Raw genomic sequence first — 19,699 nt, forward strand, 5'->3', positions numbered from 1 at the left:
CGGGCGGACGCCGTCAATCGCCTGATGGAAGTTCGATGAATGATGCCGCATCCGACGGATTGCTGCCGGCGATGCGCGGCACGCTGCCGAGCAGCGGCGCGGCGATGCGTTCGCGCAGGGCGGTGATGTTGTCCTCGACGCGGGCCATGTCCGGATCGATCCGGTTGGCGACCCAGCCAGCCAGTACCAGGCCGCGTGCGGCGATCGCCTCGGCGGTCAGCAGGGCGTGATTGATACAGCCAAGGCGCAGGCCGACGACGAGGATCAGCGGCAGGTTGAGGGCGACAGCAAGATCGGCGCTGTCGCGCCCCGCAGGAAGTACCCCTGGGGTGCGGTCAACGCCCAAAGGCACGCGAAATCCGCCAACGCCTTCGACGATGAGCAGGTCGCTTTGCTGGCGCGCAGTGGCGCAGGCGGCGGCGATGCGCGCGAAATCGATGGCCACGCCCGCCTCGGCGGCAGCCAGATGCGGAGCGATGGCGGGCGTGAAGCAGTAGGGGTTGATTATCTCCAGCGGCAGCGCGACGTTGCTGGCGGCGCGGATATTTTCGACGTCATCGTTCCTGCCCGTGGCGTTTGTGCCCGCTGCTACCGGCTTCAAGCCGGCCGCCTTGAGTCCTAGCTGGCGGGCACGCTGAAGCAACGCGCAGGTAACAAAGGTTTTGCCGATTTCGGTATCGGTGCCGGTCAGGAAGTAGGCGCGGTTCATTTGCGGGCGTGCAGGATGATGCCGTCGTAGGTGAGCGGCAGACCGGCCGGCGTGCGCAGCTTTTCGCAAGCATCGGCGGCGCGGTTGAAGGCGGTGCGGCTCAGCAGCGCGGTGCGCCGCCCCTCGCCGAGCTGGTTGGCGCCGAGTGCCTTGACCGCAAGCAGCAGCGATCTGAAGTCGGCGTAATGGGCGATTTCCGTGTGTTTTTCGACGTCGACCGCGACGAAGCAGGAGTCACTGGCCAGACGGCGCATTTCCTCCGCCGTCTGGAAAGCCAGGGTGTGGCGATGAGCGTCGATGCCGGCGAACGCCGTGCGCAGTTCATGAAAGGTGGCGGGGCCGAGGCTGGCAAGGGCCAGGTGGCCGCCGGTCGTCAGTACCCGCTGCGCTTCGGCCAGCGTGCGCGGCAGGTCGCACCACTGGACGGCGAGGCTCGACCAATAGAGGTCGATGCTGTTCGCGGCCAGCGGCAGATTTTCAAGGTCGCCGGCCAGCCGGCAACACGGCGCGCCGACCCGATGCAGCATGGCGGGCGCGAAATCGAGCGCGATGGCGTGGGCGGTCGGAAAGCGCTGCTGCAGCAGGGGTTGGGCGAAGCCGGTGCCGCAGCCGGCGTCGAGGATGCGGCTTGGCGTCAGATCGTCCGGCAATCCGGCGGCAAGGCGGGTGCAGACGCGGCGCTGGACGAAGGCCGCGTCGTCATAGCTCGGCGCGGCGCGCTCGAAGGAATCACGGATGCGCGCCTTGGCCGGCCTAGTCATTCAGGAAGGCTTGCATGCGGGCGAGGAATTCGTCCGGGCGCGAAATGGATGACGCATGCGCGCACCCGGCCAGCACTTCGAGGCGGGCGCCGGGAATCAGCGCCGCCAGCGCCTCGGCGGCGGGTAGCGGCATCAGCGGATCGGCGGCACCGTGGAGCAGCAGGGTTGGTGCCCTGACCAGAGGGGCGAGCGGGCGCAGATCAACGTCACGCAGCCAGTTCAGGCCGGTGGCCAGCGTGGCGGCCGGTGGGCGCGGGTCGGCCAGTTCGAGTAATTGGCGCGTGACGTCCTTGCTTCGGGCATCGCCACGGTTGAAGCCGCCGACGAAGCGCGGCAGGATGGCCTCGATGTCGGTTGCGACGTCGGCGGCGAAGTCAGCCAGCATTTCCGGCGGCATCGCATGCGGCCAGCCCTCACGCTGGACGAAGGAAGCCGTGCCGGCGATCAGCACCAGTTTGCCGACCTTTTCTGGCGCGCGGGCGGCAATGGCCAGCGCCATCTGGGCGCCGAGCGACCAGCCGCAGAGGTGGGTTCCCGGGTGCAGGCGAGCGGCGACATCATCGGTTGCCGCGTAGAAGTCGGTGATCAGCGGTGCGTCGCGGTAACCGGGCAGGTCAAAAATTGAGCCATTCAGTGCGTCGACCGCAGCATTCAGCGGGCCGCGGCCCAGACACCAGCCGGGGAGAAAAACAAGGGGTGTGCTCATGCCAGCGACCTCAGGGCAGTGATCAGATGGTCGATATCGCCCGCATTGTGGGCGGCGGAAAGCGAAATCCGCAGCCGTGCCGTGCCTTTGGGGACGGTCGGCGGGCGAATGGCCGGCACCCAGAAGCCGCGTTCCCACAGCGCGTTGGCCAGCGCCAGCGCCGCTTCGTTGTCGCCGACGATCAGCGGTTGAATGGCGGTGGCCGAGGGCAGCAACTGCCACGGCAGGCCTGCCAGGCCGTCACGCAACTGGCCGATACGGGCGAAGAGATTGGCGCGCCGGGCGTCGCCGTTCTCGATGAGGGCCAGACTTTTGCTCAGTGCGCAGGCGATGGCCGGTGGGGCGGCGGTCGTGAAGATGTAGCTACGCGCCTTTTGCAGCAGGAACTCGATGGCGGTTTCCGAGCCGCCGACGAAGGCGCCGCCAACGCCGGCCGCCTTGCCCAACGTGCCCATCAGCAGGATGCGTGGCGTCGCCGGCAGATTGAAGTGGGACAGGCTGCCGCGTCCATTTTTGCCAAGCACGCCGAAGCCGTGCGCATCGTCGATCACCAGCCAGGCGTCGTAACGCTCGGCCAGTGCGTAAAGCAACGGCAGCGGTGCGAGGTCGCCATCCATGCTGAACACGGCATCGGTGACGATCAACTTGGTCGCCGTGGTGCTGGTTGCCAGTAGTCGTTCGAGCGCGGTAACATCGCCATGTGGATAGCGTTGCACCTCGGCACCGTTGGCCTTGGCCAGTTGCATCGCGTCGATCAACGAAGCGTGGTTCAGCTTGTCGGAAAAGATTGCTGCACCCCGCCCGGCCAGCGTCGGTACGATGGCAAGATTGGCCAGGTAGCCGGTGGAAAAAGTCAGCGCACGCGGAAAACCAACGAAGGCGGCGATTTCTTTTTCCAGTGCTTCGTGCGGCGCAAGATGCCCGCTGACCAGATGCGAAGCGCCGCTGCCGGCCCCCCATTGCAGCGCCCCATCGGCCATTGCCTGAGCAATCTCGGCATTGCCGGCCAGCCCAAGATAATCGTTGCTGGCGAAATTCAACACATTTTTGCCGTCGACCGTGGCAGTCCGCCCACAGGGCGATTCGAGGAGGCGACGGCGGCGGGTCAGGCCGGCGGCGGCGAGTTCAGATATCGCTGTGGTGAGGCGGAATTCGATCACGGGCTTTTGGGTGATTTTCGGGAGCCTTCGTCAATGCTGACTATTTTATGCTGTCATTCAAAAGTGAAACCGGCATAGTGATTACTCATCCGTTGCGCTAACGCTGAGCAATAACCGAAGTATTTGGTGCACTCGGTTCTGCTCATGTTTTTGGTGCCTGGATAGCAGAGTGATATGAAATAAACTCGTGTTGATGGCAGTATCGCCATTCGCGAAACAAATTTCTTTGTGACTTGGTCGGCTCGATTTTTGTCTAATTCAATTACTACGACAAATCCATTGCCCTTGCCGAAAATATCAATTGAGTCATTGGTTTTGGGGCTAGGACGATGCTCCATGTGCCATTCGATGCTTGGTATTTTGCTCGTCAAAATGGATGTGGTAGCCTCTTGAAATGCTGTAACGATCCTCTTTTGATCGGATTGAGATTTTCCGATGTGGTCTGAAAAATACTTTGAGCAATCGATGTCAGTAATGCATTTGACGATTGAACTAAGTACTTCGTCATCATCTGAGATTACAGAAAGCTCTGGTTTCATTGGGAACTCTGAGGAAAAAGCGGGAAAAGCCGAGAACGACTCGCGTTGGTAAAACGGCAAACACGCAGGTGATAATCTTCACGCCAATCGAAAACGCTTCCGCCCAGGCAGGCGGTAGGTTTCAAAATCTGCTCTGTCGAGCGTCCAGACATCGATGCAACCGGTTTTGAGAGCGGTGATGACGAGCGAGGCATCGGCGAGATCCATCGGACGGTCGGCGTAGCGCGTGATCCAGTCGATGGTGCTGACCAACTCGTCACGGCCCAACGGATTGATTTCCATGCCGCCGCGTTCGATCCATTGGTAGAGCGCAATGGTCGCGGGAATCGAACTGGCCAGGTGGGAAAACTCGGTGAGCACAGCCCAGGTGGTCAGCAGGCGGCCACGGTAGCTGGCGAGAAAATTAGTGCATCCCTCGTGATGCTCGTCGCGCTTGTTGGCCAGCGCGACGAGCGGCCCCGTATCGACCAGCAGCAGGTTCATGCCGTGGGCTGCCGGCTGTGCTTCTGGGCAATGGCTTCCTTGACGCGTGCTTTGGCCTCACCGGCAGTATTTTCGTCAAGTTCCAGCGAGCCGAGAAAGCCGGTTTCGCAGGCGAGTTCATAAGGAGTTTTCTCCGTCTGCTCGGCGGAAAAGTGCTGCTCCAGCAATTCGATGATGACTTCCGACTTGCTGCGGCGATGCTCGACACAGTAGCGCCCAAGCGCCTGCTCAAGGCGCAGGGGAAGACGAACGCTGGTGGTCATGGCAGGCTCCGACTTGATTTGTATTAACGGTAATACAAAACCGGGCTCGGTGCAAGGAAGCTGGGCAAGCAGCCCGGTTGGTTCAGTTCAGCGCCGGGCGTCGACGAAGCTTTCGATCAGGTCAATCGAGTCGAGTACGCCGACATCGAACTCAAAATCTGAAAAGTCGATGGCGAAATTTTCTTCGAGGAACATCACCAGGTTCATGGTCGAAAACGAATCGAGGCGTCCGTTGGTGAACAGCAGGTCGGTATCGTTCACCGGGTTGCGGTCGCCATGTTTGATCAGGGTGTCGGCGACGAAGTCGCGGAGATTTTGTTTTTCTTCGGGTTGCATCAGATCACTCCAAAAAGGCTGATCAGGAAAGACAGGCGTTCGCCCAGCGAATGCTGCCGTGAGCCGTCGCTGAACAGGTGCATGCAGACGACGAAGGACCAGACAAAAATAAACGAATACAGTTTTCCGGCCAGTGTCGGTGACGGACGGATGCTACTGTTGACGCGGATTTGCGATATACCGACGCCGGTGGCGAGGACGACGCAGTAGAAAGCGTAGCTGGCATAGGTTTTCAGCGCCGTTGCCAGGCCGACGCGGGCGATCAGGTCAATGTCGCGGACAAAATGCCACAAGGCGTTGCCGACGGCGGCGGCCATGAAGGTGGCAAAGAACATGCGCAGCCGGGGGTGCTTGCGGAAGGTGCTGAAGAAGGTCGGGATAAAGAAAAAATCGACCAGCAGTTCCTTGAAGTAATAGTGGAAGCGGTTGAAGTAATCCATCAGCGTCCGCGATTCGAGCGGTCGCCACGAGCCGCGCGGCAGACGGTAGCCGGCGAGGCGAGCGATGCCGATGAACAGGTGCGCCCAGATGGCGATCTGCAACGCAAATTTGGTCGTCGAATAGGCCAGCGCCGTCCAGCTGACGGCTATCGGGTAAGGCTGTCCCTGCAGGAAGGCATCGACGGTCTGGGCGACCGTTGGCGTATCGAAGTGGCTAACGAACAGCCAGCCGAGCAGCCCCTTGAGGGTCAGCAGCAGATTGGACCAGACAAGCAGCTTGATGGCCTTCAACTGGGTGATGACGAGATCGTCCGGCGTCTTGGCCAGGAATTTTTGCAGATAGGCCGCACCCTTGCCGAAAGGCAGGTAGGTCGGGCTCCAGAAGGGGCGCAGCGCGGCCATTTGCATGCCGACCGGGCCGGCGCTCGACGCACGCTGATCGACGACGGCGTAGGGAAGGAACCAGATGAAGGGTGTGACAACGACCAGCAGCGACCAGATCAGCAGGCGCGGCCAGCCGGGCAGGAAATCCGGCAGTGCCAGTACACAGAGCAGCGCTTCCAGCCCCAGCATGGCCAGCATCGGGCGGCGGGCAAGCAGTGATTTGGGATGTTGGCGAACGAAGGCAAGCAGCGTGCGAATGCCAAGTACGACGGCGAGCAGGCTGGCGGTAGCCAGTCCGGCAGCGGGCAGATTGGCAATGCCTTCCTGAGTCATGACCAAGCCGATGTGTTCGGCAAAATCGTTGCCGGAGAGCAGGGTTTCGGTAAACGTGGCCAGCCAGGTTGCGGTCAACAGCACCGGGATGCGGTATTTCGGCAGCCAGGCGGCGGTTAGCGCGGCACTGACGGCGAGCAGCGTTGCCCAGACGTCGAAATAGCGGCTGACGGCGAGCAAGGCAATGGCGAAAATCAATACCCGGCCGACCGGTGTTCCGGCAAAGGCGACGATGCGCGCCTGCTCGTCGATGGCAAACAAATCGCGCGGGCGACGCCGCGGCGGCTTTGGCGCGGCAGCCGGCAGGGTTGACGTGAGACTCATGTCGCCAGACCATCCAGCCAGCCGAGCAGTGCCTTGCGGTCGACCTTGCCGCTGTGGTTGAGCGGCAGGCTCGCCCGGGCAAGCACCCACGCCGGCAGCATGTAGGCGGGAATGCGCTGCTTGAGGCTGGCGATCACCGCCTCGCTGTCAATGTGTTCGGCACCGACGACGCCGACGATGCCGCGCGCCGTGCCATCCACCACCGGCCAGGCGACGGCGCCGACGACATCGGCGCCCGTAACGAGGCGCAGGTAAGCGTCAATTTCTTCCAGTTCGACGCGATAGCCGTGGATCTTGATCTGATTGTCGATACGGCCGAGGCAGTGGAAGCTTCCCGAGGCATCGCAAATCGCCTGGTCGCCGGTCAGGTACCAGCGTTTGCCGGCATGGATCGGGAAACGGGCGGCGGTCAGTTCCGGCGCGCCAAGATAGCCGGTAGCGAGTTGGGTGCCGGCGATGGCCAACTCACCCGGTGTGCCATCGGCGACCGGCTGGCCATGGGCGTCGAGTACAGCGGCCTCGCTGCCGGGCAACGGGGTACCGATGGCGACGACGTCGCGACCCGGCGTTACAGGCAGCGCGCCACTCTGGGCAAGGCAGAAAACGGTCGCTTCGGTCGGGCCGTAGAGATTGAAGATCGCGCTGTTGGGCGCTGCTTCGCGCCAGGCGCTGACAACGCCGGCCGGTAGTTGCTCACCACCGAAAACGGTGACGCGCAGACCGGCCAGACTGCCCGGTTTGAGCGCCTTGATCTGACGCAGCATGCCGGCCAGCGACGGCACCGAGTTCCAGACGGTCAACCCGGCATCGTGGACGAACTTGACGGCATTCATTACCCGTGTTGCCGGCAGGATGTGCAGTGCCGCGCCGGCTTCCCAGGTCGGGAACATGTTGTGCACCGAAAAATCGAAGCTCAGCTCACAGGTTTCCAGCACCCGGTCGGTCGGCTGCAGGCCGAGATGGCTGGTAATCATCGTGATGTAGTGGCGGGCAGCGGCAGCCGGGATCATCACGCCTTTGGGCACGCCGGTCGTGCCGGATGTGAAAATGATGTAGGCGATATCGTCGGCTTCGACATGGGCCGGTTCGGGCAAGTCAGGCGGGGCGTGGGCCGGCAGTTCGATCAGTTTTGCGGCATGTGGCGTGTCGACCGCAGGTCGTTGGCCGAGGCAGATGACGGTTGGTGGGCAGGCTTCGAGGATGCGTTCGCTAAGCAGGCGGGCACCTTCGTCATCGACGATGATGGCCGACAGATTGCACAGCGAGAGCAGCGTCAGGATGCGCTCTTCCGGCAGTTTCAGGCCGATCGGGATGTAGGTGGCACCGGCCCAGGCGGCACCGATCAGCGCTGTGCAGGCATCCGCACTACGCGAGGCGAGAATGCCAACATTCGGCAACTGGCCGTCGTCCGAGCGCCTGACCCCGACGCTTTGCAGGCAATGGGCGAGATGGGCCGCGGTGCCAGCCAGTGCAGCGTAGCTGAGGCTCTGCCCCTGGCAGACAACGGCGGGTGCGTCGGGCGTGGTGAGACTGTGGCGGCGGATGCTGCGGGCCAGATTGAAATTGTCATTCATGGGGTTGTGGAGGCGCGTGCTGATTACGCTGCATATTGCGGTGCAGCATTTTAATCGAGCACCGGCTGTGGTGCTGTGCTGTTATGTAACCGGCGAATTTATTCGGATGCTGCGGCTCAGGCTGACAGGGACGTGTCGAGTGCGTAGGCGATGGCCTGTCCGAGATGCGCGATTTCGTCATCGCTGACGATATATGGTGGCATCAGGTAAACCGTGTTGCCGATTGGCCGGATCAGCGCTTCGTTGTCCAGCGCGGCGCGGTAGAAGCGGCGCGAGAAATACGGGTCGTCAGTTTCGACATCGAAGGCAGCGATCATGCCGCGCTGGCGCAGGTGGCTGACTTGCGGATGGTCGGCCAGTGGGGCGAGGGCAGCGCCAATTTTTTCGGCTTTTTGGCGGTTGACCGCAACAACGTTGTCCTGCTCGAAAATGTCGAGCGTGGCCAGCGCGGCGCGGCAGGCCAGCGCGTTGCCGGTGTAGGAGTGCGAGTGAAGGAAGGCGCGGGCGACCGAATCGTCGAGAAAGGCGTTGTAGATCGTGTCGCTGCTGAGAACGACCGAAAGCGGCAGGTAGCCGCCGGAGATGCCTTTTGACAGGCACATCAGGTCGGGCCGGATCTCCGCCTGCTCGTGGGCGAAGAAGGTGCCGGTGCGGCCGTAGCCGACGGCGATTTCGTCGCAGATCAGGTGGACTTCGTGGCGGTCACACAGGGCGCGGGCCAGGCGCAGATATTCCGGGTCGTACATCGCCATGCCGGCAGCGCCCTGGACGAGCGGTTCGACGATGAGGGCGGCGATGTTTTCGCCGTGGGCTTCGAGATGGGCTTCGAGCGCGGCGACGGCGCGGCGCGCCACGTCGGCCGGGGATTCACCTTCTTCGGTCTGGCGGAAATCGGGCGACGGCACGACGCTGGCGGTGCGCACCAGCGGCGCGTAAGCATCCTTGAAAATGGCGACGTCGGTGACCCCCAGCGCGCCGACTGTCTCCCCGTGATAGCTGCCGGCCAGGCACAGGAATTCGGCCTTCTCTGGACGGCCAATATTGCGCCAGTAGTGAAAGCTCATCTTCAGCGCGATCTCGGTAGCCGAGGCGCCGTCCGAGGCGTAGAAGGCGTGTCCCAGAGTTCCTGCGGTCAACGCCGATAAACGCTCGGAAAGCTCGATCACCGGCTGGTGCGTGAAGCCGGCCAGCATGACGTGTTCAAGCGTTTCCAGTTGGTCGCGCAACGCCGCGTTGATGCGCGGATTGGCGTGGCCGAACAGGTTGGTCCACCACGAGCTGATGCCGTCGAGGTAGCGCTTGCCGTCAAAGTCGTAGAGCCAGGCGCCCTCGCCGCGGGCAATCGGGATCAGCGGCAGGTGGGCCGGCGAATCCGCCTGGGCGTGGTGGCGCATCTGCGTGCACGGATGCCAGACGGCGGCCTGACTGCGCGCCAGCCAGTCCGGGTTTGCCGATTTCGCCATCAGTGCAGGACTTGCGAACCGGCGGCGGGTTCTTCCGGCATCTCGGCGTGCACCAGTTCGGCCTCGACGTTGGGGTAGAGTGGGGCACCGCAGTCGTCGCAGAATTCGAGCGGGAAATGGTGGTCGAGGAAGGTCACGTCCTTGACCCCGACCTCGCGCAGCACGGCCTCGATTTCGCCGGCGGCGTCGGTCGCTTCATCCTCGGCGCCGAGCAGCGGCCAGACGATGCCGTGGTAGGTCTCATCCTTGTCCTTGGGGCCGAGGCCGACGCGGTATTCCTCCATGCGGCGGTCGTAGCAGGGGCCGACGACAGCGCGCATGTCGGCCGGCATCAGCCCGAGCATGGTCTGCAGGAAGGCTATCGACGCCTTCAGTGAATAGGGGCGCGACAGGCGGTCGGCATTGCGGCAGGAGGCATGGTAGGCGTCGGGCAGCAGCGGTTGCCAGGCGCAGCCGGTGAGCAGCGGTTCGAGATTGGGGCTGCCCTGTTTGATCCATTCCTTGAGCGCGGCTTCCTTGCTGCCGTCCTTCTCGTTCCAGCGGAACAGCGGGGTACTGCGCGGCACGGCGATGGCGCCGACCAGGTAGCGCACATCGGAAAGAAAGCGGTTGGTTTCGTCCAGGCCGCCGGTGTCGACCGCCAGATGCTCGCCGGCCAGCGTCGCCTGGCCCAACGCCTGGGTCAGTTGCCAGGTGTCGCAGAAGCTGCGCGGCAGCTGATCGGGGCTGAACAGGAAATCGGCCAGCGCGACGCGCGTGGCGGCGCTGAAAACATGGGCGCCGAGGTGTACGGTCAATGCTTGCAGCGTGCTTTTCGGCAACGGGCAGGCGGGGATCGAGAAGCGTGACCAGGCCAGCACCGGCGCCGCGAACAACTGGATGTCGAATTCCTGCCCCTGCGCTTCCAGGCGGCTGGTTTCGGCGCATGACTCGACCATGTCGGCGAGTTCGTCGTGGGCGGGTGGATTGGCCTCGAACAGGCGGTCGAGCGCGGTGTTGATGTCGTCCTCGGCGCCGTTTTTCAGCAGGCTGTCGACCAGTTCGCCAAGCCGGCCTTCCCAGAAGCGGTCTTCCAGCTTGCCGCCGGATTCGGAGAGGCCGGTGGCCAGACGTTGCAGTTCTGCCGCGTCGCGCGAGGTGCGCTCGCGCGCGCCGAAGCGGGTACGTTTCATCGATGTTCCTGAAAAAGCAAAAAACGAATTTTACCAGCCGGTAAAATCAGGCGTAGCGCATTACTGGAATATAAGGAATTTACTCTCATGCTGATCTTTCTCTCGCCCGCCAAGTCGCTTGACTACACGACGCCGCCGCAGATTACCACGCACACCCAGCCGGCTTTCCTGAAGCAGTCGGAAACGCTGATCAGGCAATTGCGCGCACTGTCGCCGGCGGACCTCGCCAACCTGATGTCGATTTCCGACCCGCTGGCGCTGCTTAACTTCAGCCGCTACGCCGACTGGAAGCTGCCGTTTACCCCGGAAAACGCCAGGCAGGCGGTGCTCGCCTTCGATGGTGACGTGTACGACGGGTTGGCGGCCCGCAGCATGAGCGCCGCCGACCTTGACTTCGCGCAGCAGCACGTGCGCATCCTGTCTGGCCTCTACGGTATTCTCAGGCCGCTCGACCTGATGCAACCCTACCGCCTCGAAATGGGTACCAAGTTCGCCAACAAGGCCGGCAAGGATCTTTACGCTTTCTGGGGCGAGACGCTGCTCGAGGCGATCAACGGCGAACTGGCCACGCTGCCACGCCCTGTTGCGGTCAACCTCGCTTCCGAGGAATATTTCAAGGCCGCCGTCGAACGCAAGATCAAGGGCACGGTGATTCAGCCGGTATTCGAGGACTGGAAATCAGGCCGCTACAAGATCATCAGCTTCTTCGCCAAACGGGCGCGCGGCCTGATGACGCGCTACGCCGTAGTCAATCGTCTGGACGAACCGGAAGGGCTGAAAGATTTCGACTACGACGACTACGCCTTTGCACCGGAAGCCTCGGACGACAAGCGCTGGGTTTTCCGCCGCCGTCAGGACTGATCGGCCCAGCGCGCCTTGCGCCAGCGCTCCATCTCGCCGTTGCCGCAGAAGGTCCAGGCGATCAGGCGGCTTTGCTTCTGACCTTGTGCCATCGGAATGATGCGCGTGTCGACCGGGTGCACCTTCTTCAGCGCCGCTTGAACATGGGCGACGTTTTCCGCCTTCGAGACGAGGCTGGTGAACCACAGGCAGCGCTTGGGGATGCCGGCGCTCTGCGCGACCATGCGTTCGAGAAAGGCGCGTTCGCCGCCTTCGCACCACAGTTCGGTGCCCTGACCACCGAAGTTGAGGCGCGGCGGAGCGGCCGACTTGCCGCGCGCGCCCTTGCCGAGGTTGTTCCACTTGCGCTGCGCGACAGCCATGACGTCGCCGGGCGAGTTGTGAAAGGGCGGATTGCAGATGCTGAGATCGAAGCTTTCGCCCGAGCGCAGCATGCCGACGAAGATATTGTCCTGCACCGGTTGGTGGCGCAGTTCAATGGCGTCGGCAAGCGCCGGATTGGCGCTCAAGATACGCCGGGCGTTGTCGAGTGCCGGCTGGTCGATTTCGACACCGAGAAAGCGCCAGCCGTATTCACCGTGGCCGATCAGCGGATAGATGCAGTTGGCGCCGACACCGATATCGACAACCCGTACGTTCGGGCCGCGCGGAATCTCCTTGCGGTTGCAGGTAGCCAGCAGGTCGGCAACGTGGTGGATGTAGTCGGCGCGGCCGGGGATCGGCGGGCACAGGTAACCGGCGGGAATATCCCAGCCCGCGATGCCGAAGTGGTGGACGAGCAGGGCGCGATTGAAGGCCTTGACCGCCGCCGGGTTGGCGAAATCGATGCTGGTGCCAGCCGTTGGTTTTGTGGTGCCGGGCGTGCCGGCCGGCGTCGTGATCAGGTAGCGCGCCAGGCCGGGCGAGGCGGCAGCGAGCGCGGCAAAGTCATAGCCGGCGAGATCCCGGTTGCGCGGGTGAAGGCCAGGTTTGGGCAGCGGCGGGGCTTTGGGTTTGGCGGCAGGGGGTGCTTCGCTCATGGCGTTTCCTGAAGTGTGGTGGGCGAAAGCAGCGCCGAGGCGGCAGCCGGTTTGAGAATCCTGAAGCCGAGGGTGGTGTGCCCGCGCAAGCGAAGCAGCGCCTTGTCCTTGGTCACCAGCAGATTGGCGCTGCAGCGGGCGGCGAGTTCGAGGAACTTCTGGTCGTCGCGGTCCTTGCAACGTGGCAACGGCGGCGCCTCGCCTTCGGCAATCATTTGTACCAGGCGGCTGTAGCGACTGTAGCGGTCGACCGCCATTTCGGGCGTTAATTTGAGTTGCGGGTAGCTCAGCACGCGCTGCAGTTCGTCCAGCGTCTGCTCATCGGCCAGGCATTCGATTCGCCCACCTTCGAGCGCCGCAATGATTGGTACGGCGTCGATGTTGCTCCAGTGGAAGATATCGAGGACGACGTTGGTGTCGAGAACTAAGCGCAGCATGGCGCGGATTATAGGGAGAAAGTCGGATTTGGTCTGACCCGGGTTGGTGGATCGAAGTCTTGGTACGTCCAACTGCTGACGGTCGGGGATTTCTTCCAAAGCGGACCGTCACGGCCTCCTGTCTGAGCTTCCCCCGGAAATTAGTCTGCCAAGGGTGACCTAAAATTGAGTCACTTTTGGAAGGCCTGAAATGAAGATACCGAAGCAGGCCTACACGACCGAGTTCAAGGAACTGGCGGTCAAGCGGGTGAAGGATGGTCAGAGCATCAGTCGCGTGATCAAGGAACTTGGTCTGGGCGACCAGACGTTGCGTAACTGGGTAAAATCGTCAGCAGAAGGCAGACTCAGAGGCGTAGGAAACCGAGAGGTGACGCCCGAGGAAATGGAGATCTCCCGGCTGCGAGCGGAGAACCTGCGGCTCAAACGGGAGAACGAAATCCTAAAAAAAGCGACGGCGTACTTCGCAAGGGATGTCCTGTGAAGTACGCCTGGATTGCCGAACAAGGCTTGCGCTACCCGCTCGTTGATCTGTGTGAGGTGCTCGATGTCAGCGTCAGCGGTTATCGCGCCTGGAAGCGCGGCGGTCGGCCGGATCGCAAGCGACTGACCGATCTCCAGATGCTGGCACTCATTCGTGCCATTCATGCTGAGATCAGGGGTGCCTACGGCAGTCCGCGCATGGTCCGAGAACTGCGGAGCCGGGGCTTCCCAGCCAGCAAGGGGCGGGTTGAACGGCTGATGCGTGAAAACAGCATTCATGCCCGCCACAAGCGGCGCTACAAGGTCACCACAGACTCGAAGCACGGCTTGCCAGTTGCTGACAATTTGCTCGACAGAAACTTCACACCAGCGGCCCCGAATCAGCTCTGGACGTCTGATATTACCTACCTGTGGACCGACGCAGGCTGGCTGTATCTGGCCATCGTGCTCGACCTGTTCAACCGCGAAGTCGTGGGCTGGTCGCTGAAGCCGCGCATGACGGCAGATATCGTGACGGATGCGCTGACCATGGCCTGGTTCCGCAAGCGTCCTGCAGCGGGATTGATGCACCACTCGGACCGAGGTAGCCAGTACGCCAGCCATACGTTTCAGGACAAGCTCAGGGCTTACGGCATGATCTGCTCGATGAGTCGCAAAGGAAACTGCTGGGATAACGCGCCGACGGAAAGCTGGTTCAACAGCTTCAAAAACGAGTGGGTGCATGGCATTCGCTACGCCAGTCACGCCGACATGAAGGCCACCAGCTTCGAGTACATTGAGGTGTTTTACAACCGGAAACGACAGCACTCGACGCTCGGTTACCAATCACCAATTCAGTTCCTTGAAAACTGGCTCAGTGAGCAACATCAGCAAAAACTGGTAGCATGAAATCCACCCTTTGGCAGACGAAATACAGAGGGAAGCTCAGTGGCTACCTGCCACCCGATTTACAGCATCCCATTACACACAACTTCAACACCTCTGCGTAACATGCTGACTTTACAAGAAATGCTGGGTGGATGTGATGGGTTGGGCAGCGGAAGAATTCAAGGCGATCGACCTGGGCGACCGGCGTCTGGACAAGCGCACGGTGCTGCTGGCGGAGCGCATGGCAGCCAATCCGATGGCCAGTATCCCGCAAGCCTGCGGCGGCTGGGCGGAAACCCAGGCGGCGTATCGTTTTTTTGCGCAGGACGACATCGAATGGGAAGCCATCCTGGCCTCGCACTGGGGAAGCGCCGAAACGCGCATGCGGGTGCATCCGGTGGTGCTGTGCATCCAAGACACCACGGAACTCGACTTCAATGGTCAGCGCATTGCCGGTCTGGGGCCGCTCTCGTATGAAGCCCAACGCGGGATGTACGTGCATCCCACCTACGCGGTCAGTCCGCAGCGTGAACCCTTGGGTGTTCTGGACGCCTGGATGTGGGCACGCGAACCCAAGGACGCGAGCGGCCAACGAGGTGGCCTGCTGGAAAGCACCCGCTGGACGGAGGGCTACACCCGCATCGCGGAGTTGGCGAGCAGCATGCCGGACACCCGGCTGGTGTATGTGGCGGATCGGGAGGCGGACATCGTGGCCCTGATGGTGCAAGCCCGCGAGCTGGGGCATCCCGCCGACTGGCTGATTCGTTCCCAGCACAATCGGGCGCTTCCCGAGGGCGGCAAGCTGTGGACTGAGGTCCTGGCCAGCGAAGCGCTCGGCGGCATCCGCTTCACGATGCCTTCGCGGCAAGGACAGAAGGCGCGGGACGTTCGGCAACGAGTCTGGGCAAAGCGGGTGACGGTCTCCGACGGCAAGGGGAGCCGGATCGAGGTGAGTTGTCTGGTGGCGCGAGAAGAAAGTGCCCCGAGGGCGTGAAGCCGGTGGAATGGCGGCTGCTGACCAATCGGCCGATTAACTCTTTCGAAGCGGCGACCGAACTGATCGACTGGTACCGGGCGCGCTGGGAGATCGAACTGTTCTTCCATGTCCTCAAGAACGGCTGCCGCGTAGAGGCGTTGCAGTTGAGCACCGTGGCGCGGCTGGAACGGGCGCTGGCGCTGTTCATGGTGGTGGCTTGGCGGATTGCCCGACTCATGCGCCTGGGCCGTACCTGCCCAGACCTGGATGCGGCCTTGCTGTTCGAGCAGGACGAATGGCAAGCGGCTTACATCCTGAATCGGAAGAAGGTGCCCAAGACGCCGCCCAGGCTCAATGAAGTGGTGCGCTTGGTGGCGATGCTTGGCGGATTTCTGGCCCGCAAGGGCGATGGCGAGCCAGGGGTGAAGACCCTTTGGCTTGGCCTTCAACGCGTCGTCGATTTCGCCGCCGGGATCAGATTCGCGAGAGAGGCTCATGCGTTATGACGCGAGTTCAACTTCAAAGTGTAATTTTGAATAATTTGTGTGTAATGGAATGGATTTACAAGTCAAGTCCAAAATCTGCTGTAAATACTCTTCGATCCGATGAATGACGAATGGTTTTCAGCTAGCGAGGGCAACAACGTTGTTGCCCTCGCTAGCTGCGGCGCGGGAAGCCGCCCACTCCTTGAATTCATCCATGTCGAGGTACTTCCGTTCCTGCCAAGCCTCGTTCTGTTCGGCCAGCAGAGCGCCGATCAGGCGCAAGGCTGACTCGTCGTTGGGGAAGATGCGGATCACGCGCTCCCGCCGGCGAATTTCCTCGTTGAGCCGCTCCTGCATGTTCGTTGTGCGTAGCCGCTTGCGATACTTCTCGGGCAAGACCATTACCGCCATGGCATCCTCGAATCCTGCTTCGAGGCAGGCCACCGCTTTGGGGGCGCTCTTGGCGAAGCGCTCGGTGAATTCCGCCAGGCGGCGCTTGGCCTCGACCAAATCGGGCGCCTGCAGCACGAGCTTGACGGCAGCTGCCACCTCGGCGCGGTGGCGGGTGTTGCATTGGCCCAGAATGTTGCGCATCAGATGCACCTGACAGCGTTGCCAGCTGGCCCCTGAAAGTGCCGCGCTGCCGCTTCACGCAGGCCGCCGTGGTCGTCCGAGATGATGAACTGCGTGCCCTTGAGGCCGCGCCCTCTGAGCCAGCGGAAGGTCTCGTCCCAGGTGGCGAAGCTCTCGGTGTCGCCGATCCGCACGCCCAGAATCTCCCGGAAGCCATCGGAGCGGATGCCTGAGACGGTCAGCACGGCACGCGAAACCACACGATCTTCTTGCCGACTCTTGATGAACAGGGCATCGACCAGCACGAAGGGATACTCGCCGTCCAGCCGCCGTTCGTTGAACGCGCTGACCCGCGGTTCCAGTCCGGCGCACAGTGCGCTCACCATCGATTTGGAGAAGCTGGCGCCGCACAGCTCTTCGGTGATCGCCGAGACCTTGCGCGTCGAGACACCGTGCACGACCATTTCCATGAGCGCCAGAACGAAGGCCTGCTCGCTCCGCTGGTAGCGCTTGAAGATGTCCGTCGAAAAGCTGCCGTCCCGCGTCTGCGGCACCAGCAGCGTCACCGGCCCAACCCGCGTGTAAAGGGTGCGTGGCCGGTAGCCGTTGCGATAGCCGGCCCGTTCGTCCGTGCGCTCGTGCCGCGTCGCCCCCAGCGTTTCCGTCACCTGCGCCTCCAGTACTTGATTGAGCACCGCTTCCACCAGTTTCGCCAGCCCGTCCTGCCCGTTTAAAAGCCCTGGCAGCAAGTCCGTTCCTACGCTAACCTCATACCCAGTCATCGCTTCTCTCCTTCGGTTATCGATCGTCTCGCAACGTCAGTTTACCGAATCGAAGCGGTGGCTACCTGCCACCCGATTTACAGCAGTTTAGGGACTCAATCGATTTACAGCAGTTTAGGGACTCAATCTCGTGCGACGATGAAGGTATTCACTAATACTCGCCAAGCATCTCTTTAACTGACAAACTGTCATTGCACTTTCAGGATTCAAAGTACCGTTGCAACCTATTCCCGTTTGCTTGACTGCCGATATCGAGTTTGATATTCGTGGCGCCCTGACCTATCCCGATCGCTGTTCTCCAGCCGGTTTTGAATCTGTGCAACGCAAGGTTGGTGGCAGGAGCCAAGGGCTTGCCCCGCTCCTTAGACCTCTTTCCGAATTCGGGTTGCCCGCCACCTTTTTTGTCGAGGCGATGCAGGTGGCGCATTTTGGTACTGAACCCATGGCGAGTGTCGTCAACGAACTGAAGCAGTATCCGCTCTTCGATCTCCAGTTGCATGCCCACCCTTGCTGGGAATATCTGCTCGCCCCTGACTGGCGACAGACCGTGGGGCAAGTTGTTAAAAACGATTCGCTTGCCGGTCGTGGCGTAGGTGGTGCCACACGTATTCTTTCCCTGGCTGCAGACTATTTCCGGCATCTGACAGGCCAGTCGCCGGTTGCCTTTCGGCCAGGAAACTTGCGTATCGACGGAGACCTCCTTCGGGCCCAGGCAGCCGTGGGGTTACCTCTGTCTTCGTCCGGCGGTAAGGCGTATTTCGTACCAGAAGACCCCAGTCTCTCGTTGTGGTCCGGTGTGGCGCGCCAGGACTCTGTCACCGAGATACCAGTTACCTCTTACCAGGTTGGAGTGCCGTGGAAGAACTTGGCGAAGTTGCTTACCGTTACCGGCACTCCGCTGAGCACCATGATCCGTATACTTGAGCATGCTGCCAAACATAACCAAGGGCCAGTTGTGTTTTTGACCCATGCTAGTGAGATGGCGAAAGACGCGGCGAGCATCTTCGAGCCACCACGTTATGTACCCCTGCGCACTAACCAGGAACGTTGGCGTGAACTATGCTGCTACCTGCATGAAAACGCAGCACGCTTCAGGGTATTACCGTTCGGCCCTTCAGTCGCCTTCTGGCAGAGTCTAGCCCCCGTATCCCGAAACCCTTATCGTGGACGGGTGAGGGATTTGTCGGTAATTGCCCTGAGCCGACTGATAAAGAGAGTGTAAATGAGCGATCGACCTTATGTCGGGATTGTCGGCCCACTCGGCCCGGCCCAACTGGCGTGCCTGCGGAGTTGGCGGCATGCCGGCCTGCGTACTGCCTTTTTCCAGACAGGCGTACGTCCGCTTCATGGCTTTCTGATTCACCTGGCAGATTTTTATCGTTTCTTGCCAGAAAGCGTTGCCATCAAAGAGAGCATTGCCAAAGTGGGGGAAGAATGCACGGTGCACGGAATCGCCGCCATCACGTCCCTTTCTGAGCGGGTTGCATTGAAACTGTGGTCGCATCGGCAGGAAGGAGGGTTCCCCATGACACACCTCATGCTCAATGAGCCGGGGCTTTACGGGGTATTGGAATCCAAGCTGAAACAGATTGGTATTGCGGAACAAGCGGGTTTACCCATTCTGCCCACGATCACCTTGGCCGTTGTTGGGGATTCGGCCAAATTGCCAGCCGATCGCTTGATGGTATTGCGCCCCGACATTGCGCGTTTGGTGCGGCCGATGTTCAAGGCCGAAGTCATCGGCAATCGCTCTGAGGCAGAGACATTTCTGGCATCGCGCAGCCTGGATGAGGCGTGGATTATCGCTCAGCCTTTCGTCGCCGGTCCCAATCTCGTCGTCCATGCGGCGAGGGCTATCGACGGCAGTTGGGATCATCGTGAGGCCTATGTTACCGAGATCAAGTTTAACGGTCTCGCGGTGTCGCTGAAGCCCTGCTCGCTGCCTGCGGAACTCCTTGAGGCTTGCCGCAGATTCGAGAAAGCCACGGGGCTGTATGGTGTTTTCCATTACGACTTCATCGTTGACGAGAATACTGGCAAAGCCTTTTTTCTGGAGGTCAATCCGCGCCTCGGTGGAACAACTGCCAAGGTGTACGCGACAGGTTATGACGAGCCGACCCTGCTCGTTGCCGCCCATCTGCCGTTCCTGTTGGCATCTGAATTTCGGCAGCAGACAAAGCGGTACCGTGCTATCAGCCGGATCGCCGCACTTAAATGCGTGCTTGCTACCATACGCCGCCCCCTGTCCTCGATCGATTTCCCGGCCAATTCGCGTACTGCCTTCATTGGCCAGGCTTTGCGGGGAATGCTTACCTACCCTGATGAAGTCTTCTCTTTCTCCGACATCGTGGGTGATATTGCCTACCTGATACAGATGTGTGTCTGACGATCGTCGCTCAGCAACAGGGCCATTCGCCGTATTACAAGCAATTAGGAAATAGCCTAGTAGAGGCCTCTGTCGTGTCTAGTGTTCCATGCGCCGGAGATTGACTCAGGCTTGGGACTGCTCCGATACCGGAATTCTGGTGCTTGATTCTTTGAAGATGCCCGGCTTCCGCATTCATGTACGTTA

The 19,699-nt window shown here is 61.4% G+C and carries 18 protein-coding genes and 2 pseudogenes; 5 read left to right on the forward strand and 15 right to left on the reverse strand.

Features of this window, described 5'->3' with window-relative positions; translation table 11 throughout:
- Positions 1–13: 13 nt before the first annotated feature.
- The 12 genes from bioD to IPP03_21955 form a co-directional block, all read right to left on the reverse strand.
- Positions 14–709 carry a dethiobiotin synthase gene (gene bioD / locus IPP03_21900; GenBank protein ID MBL0355158.1) on the reverse strand — a complete coding sequence of 232 codons (696 nt, stop codon included), beginning with the start codon at positions 707–709 and terminating at the stop codon, positions 14–16.
- A complete protein-coding gene (bioC, locus tag IPP03_21905; protein ID MBL0355159.1) occupies positions 706–1,470 on the reverse strand; it encodes a malonyl-ACP O-methyltransferase BioC in 765 nt (254 codons plus the stop codon). Before bioC ends, bioD begins: the two co-directional genes overlap by 4 nt.
- Positions 1,463–2,176 carry an alpha/beta fold hydrolase gene (locus tag IPP03_21910; protein MBL0355160.1) on the reverse strand — a complete coding sequence of 238 codons (714 nt, stop codon included), beginning with the start codon at positions 2,174–2,176 and terminating at the stop codon, positions 1,463–1,465. The genes bioC and IPP03_21910 overlap by 8 nt, the downstream gene beginning before the upstream one ends.
- A complete protein-coding gene (gene bioF, locus IPP03_21915) occupies positions 2,173–3,336 on the reverse strand; it encodes an 8-amino-7-oxononanoate synthase (protein MBL0355161.1) in 1,164 nt (387 codons plus the stop codon). Before bioF ends, IPP03_21910 begins: the two co-directional genes overlap by 4 nt.
- Before the next feature lie 53 nt (positions 3,337–3,389).
- On the reverse strand, positions 3,390–3,875 hold the full coding sequence (locus IPP03_21920; GenBank protein MBL0355162.1) for a hypothetical protein: 486 nt from the start codon (positions 3,873–3,875) through the stop codon (positions 3,390–3,392).
- Positions 3,876–3,953: 78 nt separating this feature from the next.
- Complete coding sequence (locus tag IPP03_21925) at positions 3,954–4,358, reverse strand: PIN domain-containing protein (GenBank protein MBL0355163.1); 405 nt, start codon at positions 4,356–4,358, stop codon at positions 3,954–3,956.
- Positions 4,355–4,621 carry a CopG family transcriptional regulator gene (locus IPP03_21930; GenBank protein ID MBL0355164.1) on the reverse strand — a complete coding sequence of 89 codons (267 nt, stop codon included), beginning with the start codon at positions 4,619–4,621 and terminating at the stop codon, positions 4,355–4,357. The genes IPP03_21925 and IPP03_21930 overlap by 4 nt, the downstream gene beginning before the upstream one ends.
- An 87-nt stretch (positions 4,622–4,708) precedes the next feature.
- A complete protein-coding gene (locus IPP03_21935; protein MBL0355165.1) occupies positions 4,709–4,957 on the reverse strand; it encodes an acyl carrier protein in 249 nt (82 codons plus the stop codon).
- Positions 4,957–6,438 (reverse strand): hypothetical protein, encoded by a 1,482-nt coding sequence (locus IPP03_21940; GenBank protein MBL0355166.1) that lies wholly within the window; start codon positions 6,436–6,438, stop codon positions 4,957–4,959. The genes IPP03_21935 and IPP03_21940 overlap by 1 nt, the downstream gene beginning before the upstream one ends.
- Entirely contained in the window at positions 6,435–8,012 is a 1,578-nt protein-coding gene (locus tag IPP03_21945) for an amino acid adenylation domain-containing protein (GenBank protein ID MBL0355167.1), read from the reverse strand. The genes IPP03_21940 and IPP03_21945 overlap by 4 nt, the downstream gene beginning before the upstream one ends.
- A 116-nt stretch (positions 8,013–8,128) precedes the next feature.
- The gene (locus IPP03_21950) at positions 8,129–9,475 is read right to left on the reverse strand and encodes an adenosylmethionine--8-amino-7-oxononanoate transaminase (protein MBL0355168.1); all 1,347 of its coding nucleotides are present in this window, start codon (positions 9,473–9,475) and stop codon (positions 8,129–8,131) included.
- Positions 9,475–10,647, reverse strand: a complete 1,173-nt coding sequence (locus tag IPP03_21955) for a DUF2863 family protein (GenBank protein MBL0355169.1) — start codon at positions 10,645–10,647, stop codon at positions 9,475–9,477. The genes IPP03_21950 and IPP03_21955 overlap by 1 nt, the downstream gene beginning before the upstream one ends.
- Positions 10,648–10,734: 87 nt before the next feature.
- Between IPP03_21955 and yaaA the strand changes: the two genes are divergently transcribed.
- On the forward strand, positions 10,735–11,508 hold the full coding sequence (yaaA, locus tag IPP03_21960; GenBank protein ID MBL0355170.1) for a peroxide stress protein YaaA: 774 nt from the start codon (positions 10,735–10,737) through the stop codon (positions 11,506–11,508).
- Here the strand turns inward: yaaA and rlmF are convergent.
- A complete protein-coding gene (gene rlmF / locus IPP03_21965; protein ID MBL0355171.1) occupies positions 11,499–12,527 on the reverse strand; it encodes a 23S rRNA (adenine(1618)-N(6))-methyltransferase RlmF in 1,029 nt (342 codons plus the stop codon). The genes yaaA and rlmF overlap by 10 nt on opposite strands.
- Complete coding sequence (locus IPP03_21970; GenBank protein ID MBL0355172.1) at positions 12,524–12,964, reverse strand: putative toxin-antitoxin system toxin component, PIN family; 441 nt, start codon at positions 12,962–12,964, stop codon at positions 12,524–12,526. Before IPP03_21970 ends, rlmF begins: the two co-directional genes overlap by 4 nt.
- Before the next feature lie 190 nt (positions 12,965–13,154).
- On the opposite strand from IPP03_21970, the gene IPP03_21975 reads away from it, so the two are divergent.
- Together IPP03_21975 and IPP03_21980 are read left to right on the forward strand one after the other, a co-directional pair.
- A protein-coding gene (locus IPP03_21975) for an IS3 family transposase (protein ID MBL0355173.1) occupies positions 13,155–14,332 on the forward strand; the annotation gives its coding sequence in 2 pieces (ribosomal slippage) (positions 13,155–13,407 and positions 13,407–14,332; 1,179 coding nt in all).
- A gap of 166 nt (positions 14,333–14,498) precedes the next feature.
- Positions 14,499–15,793: pseudogene (locus tag IPP03_21980) on the forward strand (IS4 family transposase).
- A 117-nt stretch (positions 15,794–15,910) separates the two neighbouring features.
- Here IPP03_21980 and IPP03_21985 read toward each other — a convergent pair.
- Positions 15,911–17,127: pseudogene (locus IPP03_21985) on the reverse strand (IS256 family transposase).
- A gap of 238 nt (positions 17,128–17,365) precedes the next feature.
- On the opposite strand from IPP03_21985, the gene IPP03_21990 reads away from it, so the two are divergent.
- Complete coding sequence (locus tag IPP03_21990; GenBank protein MBL0355174.1) at positions 17,366–18,349, forward strand: hypothetical protein; 984 nt, start codon at positions 17,366–17,368, stop codon at positions 18,347–18,349.
- A complete protein-coding gene (locus tag IPP03_21995) occupies positions 18,350–19,513 on the forward strand; it encodes a hypothetical protein (protein ID MBL0355175.1) in 1,164 nt (387 codons plus the stop codon). It abuts the gene before it with no gap.
- Positions 19,514–19,699: the final 186 nt, after the last annotated feature.

The organism is Candidatus Dechloromonas phosphoritropha (genome assembly GCA_016722705.1).
GTDB classification, from domain to species: domain Bacteria; phylum Pseudomonadota; class Gammaproteobacteria; order Burkholderiales; family Rhodocyclaceae; genus Azonexus; species Azonexus phosphoritrophus.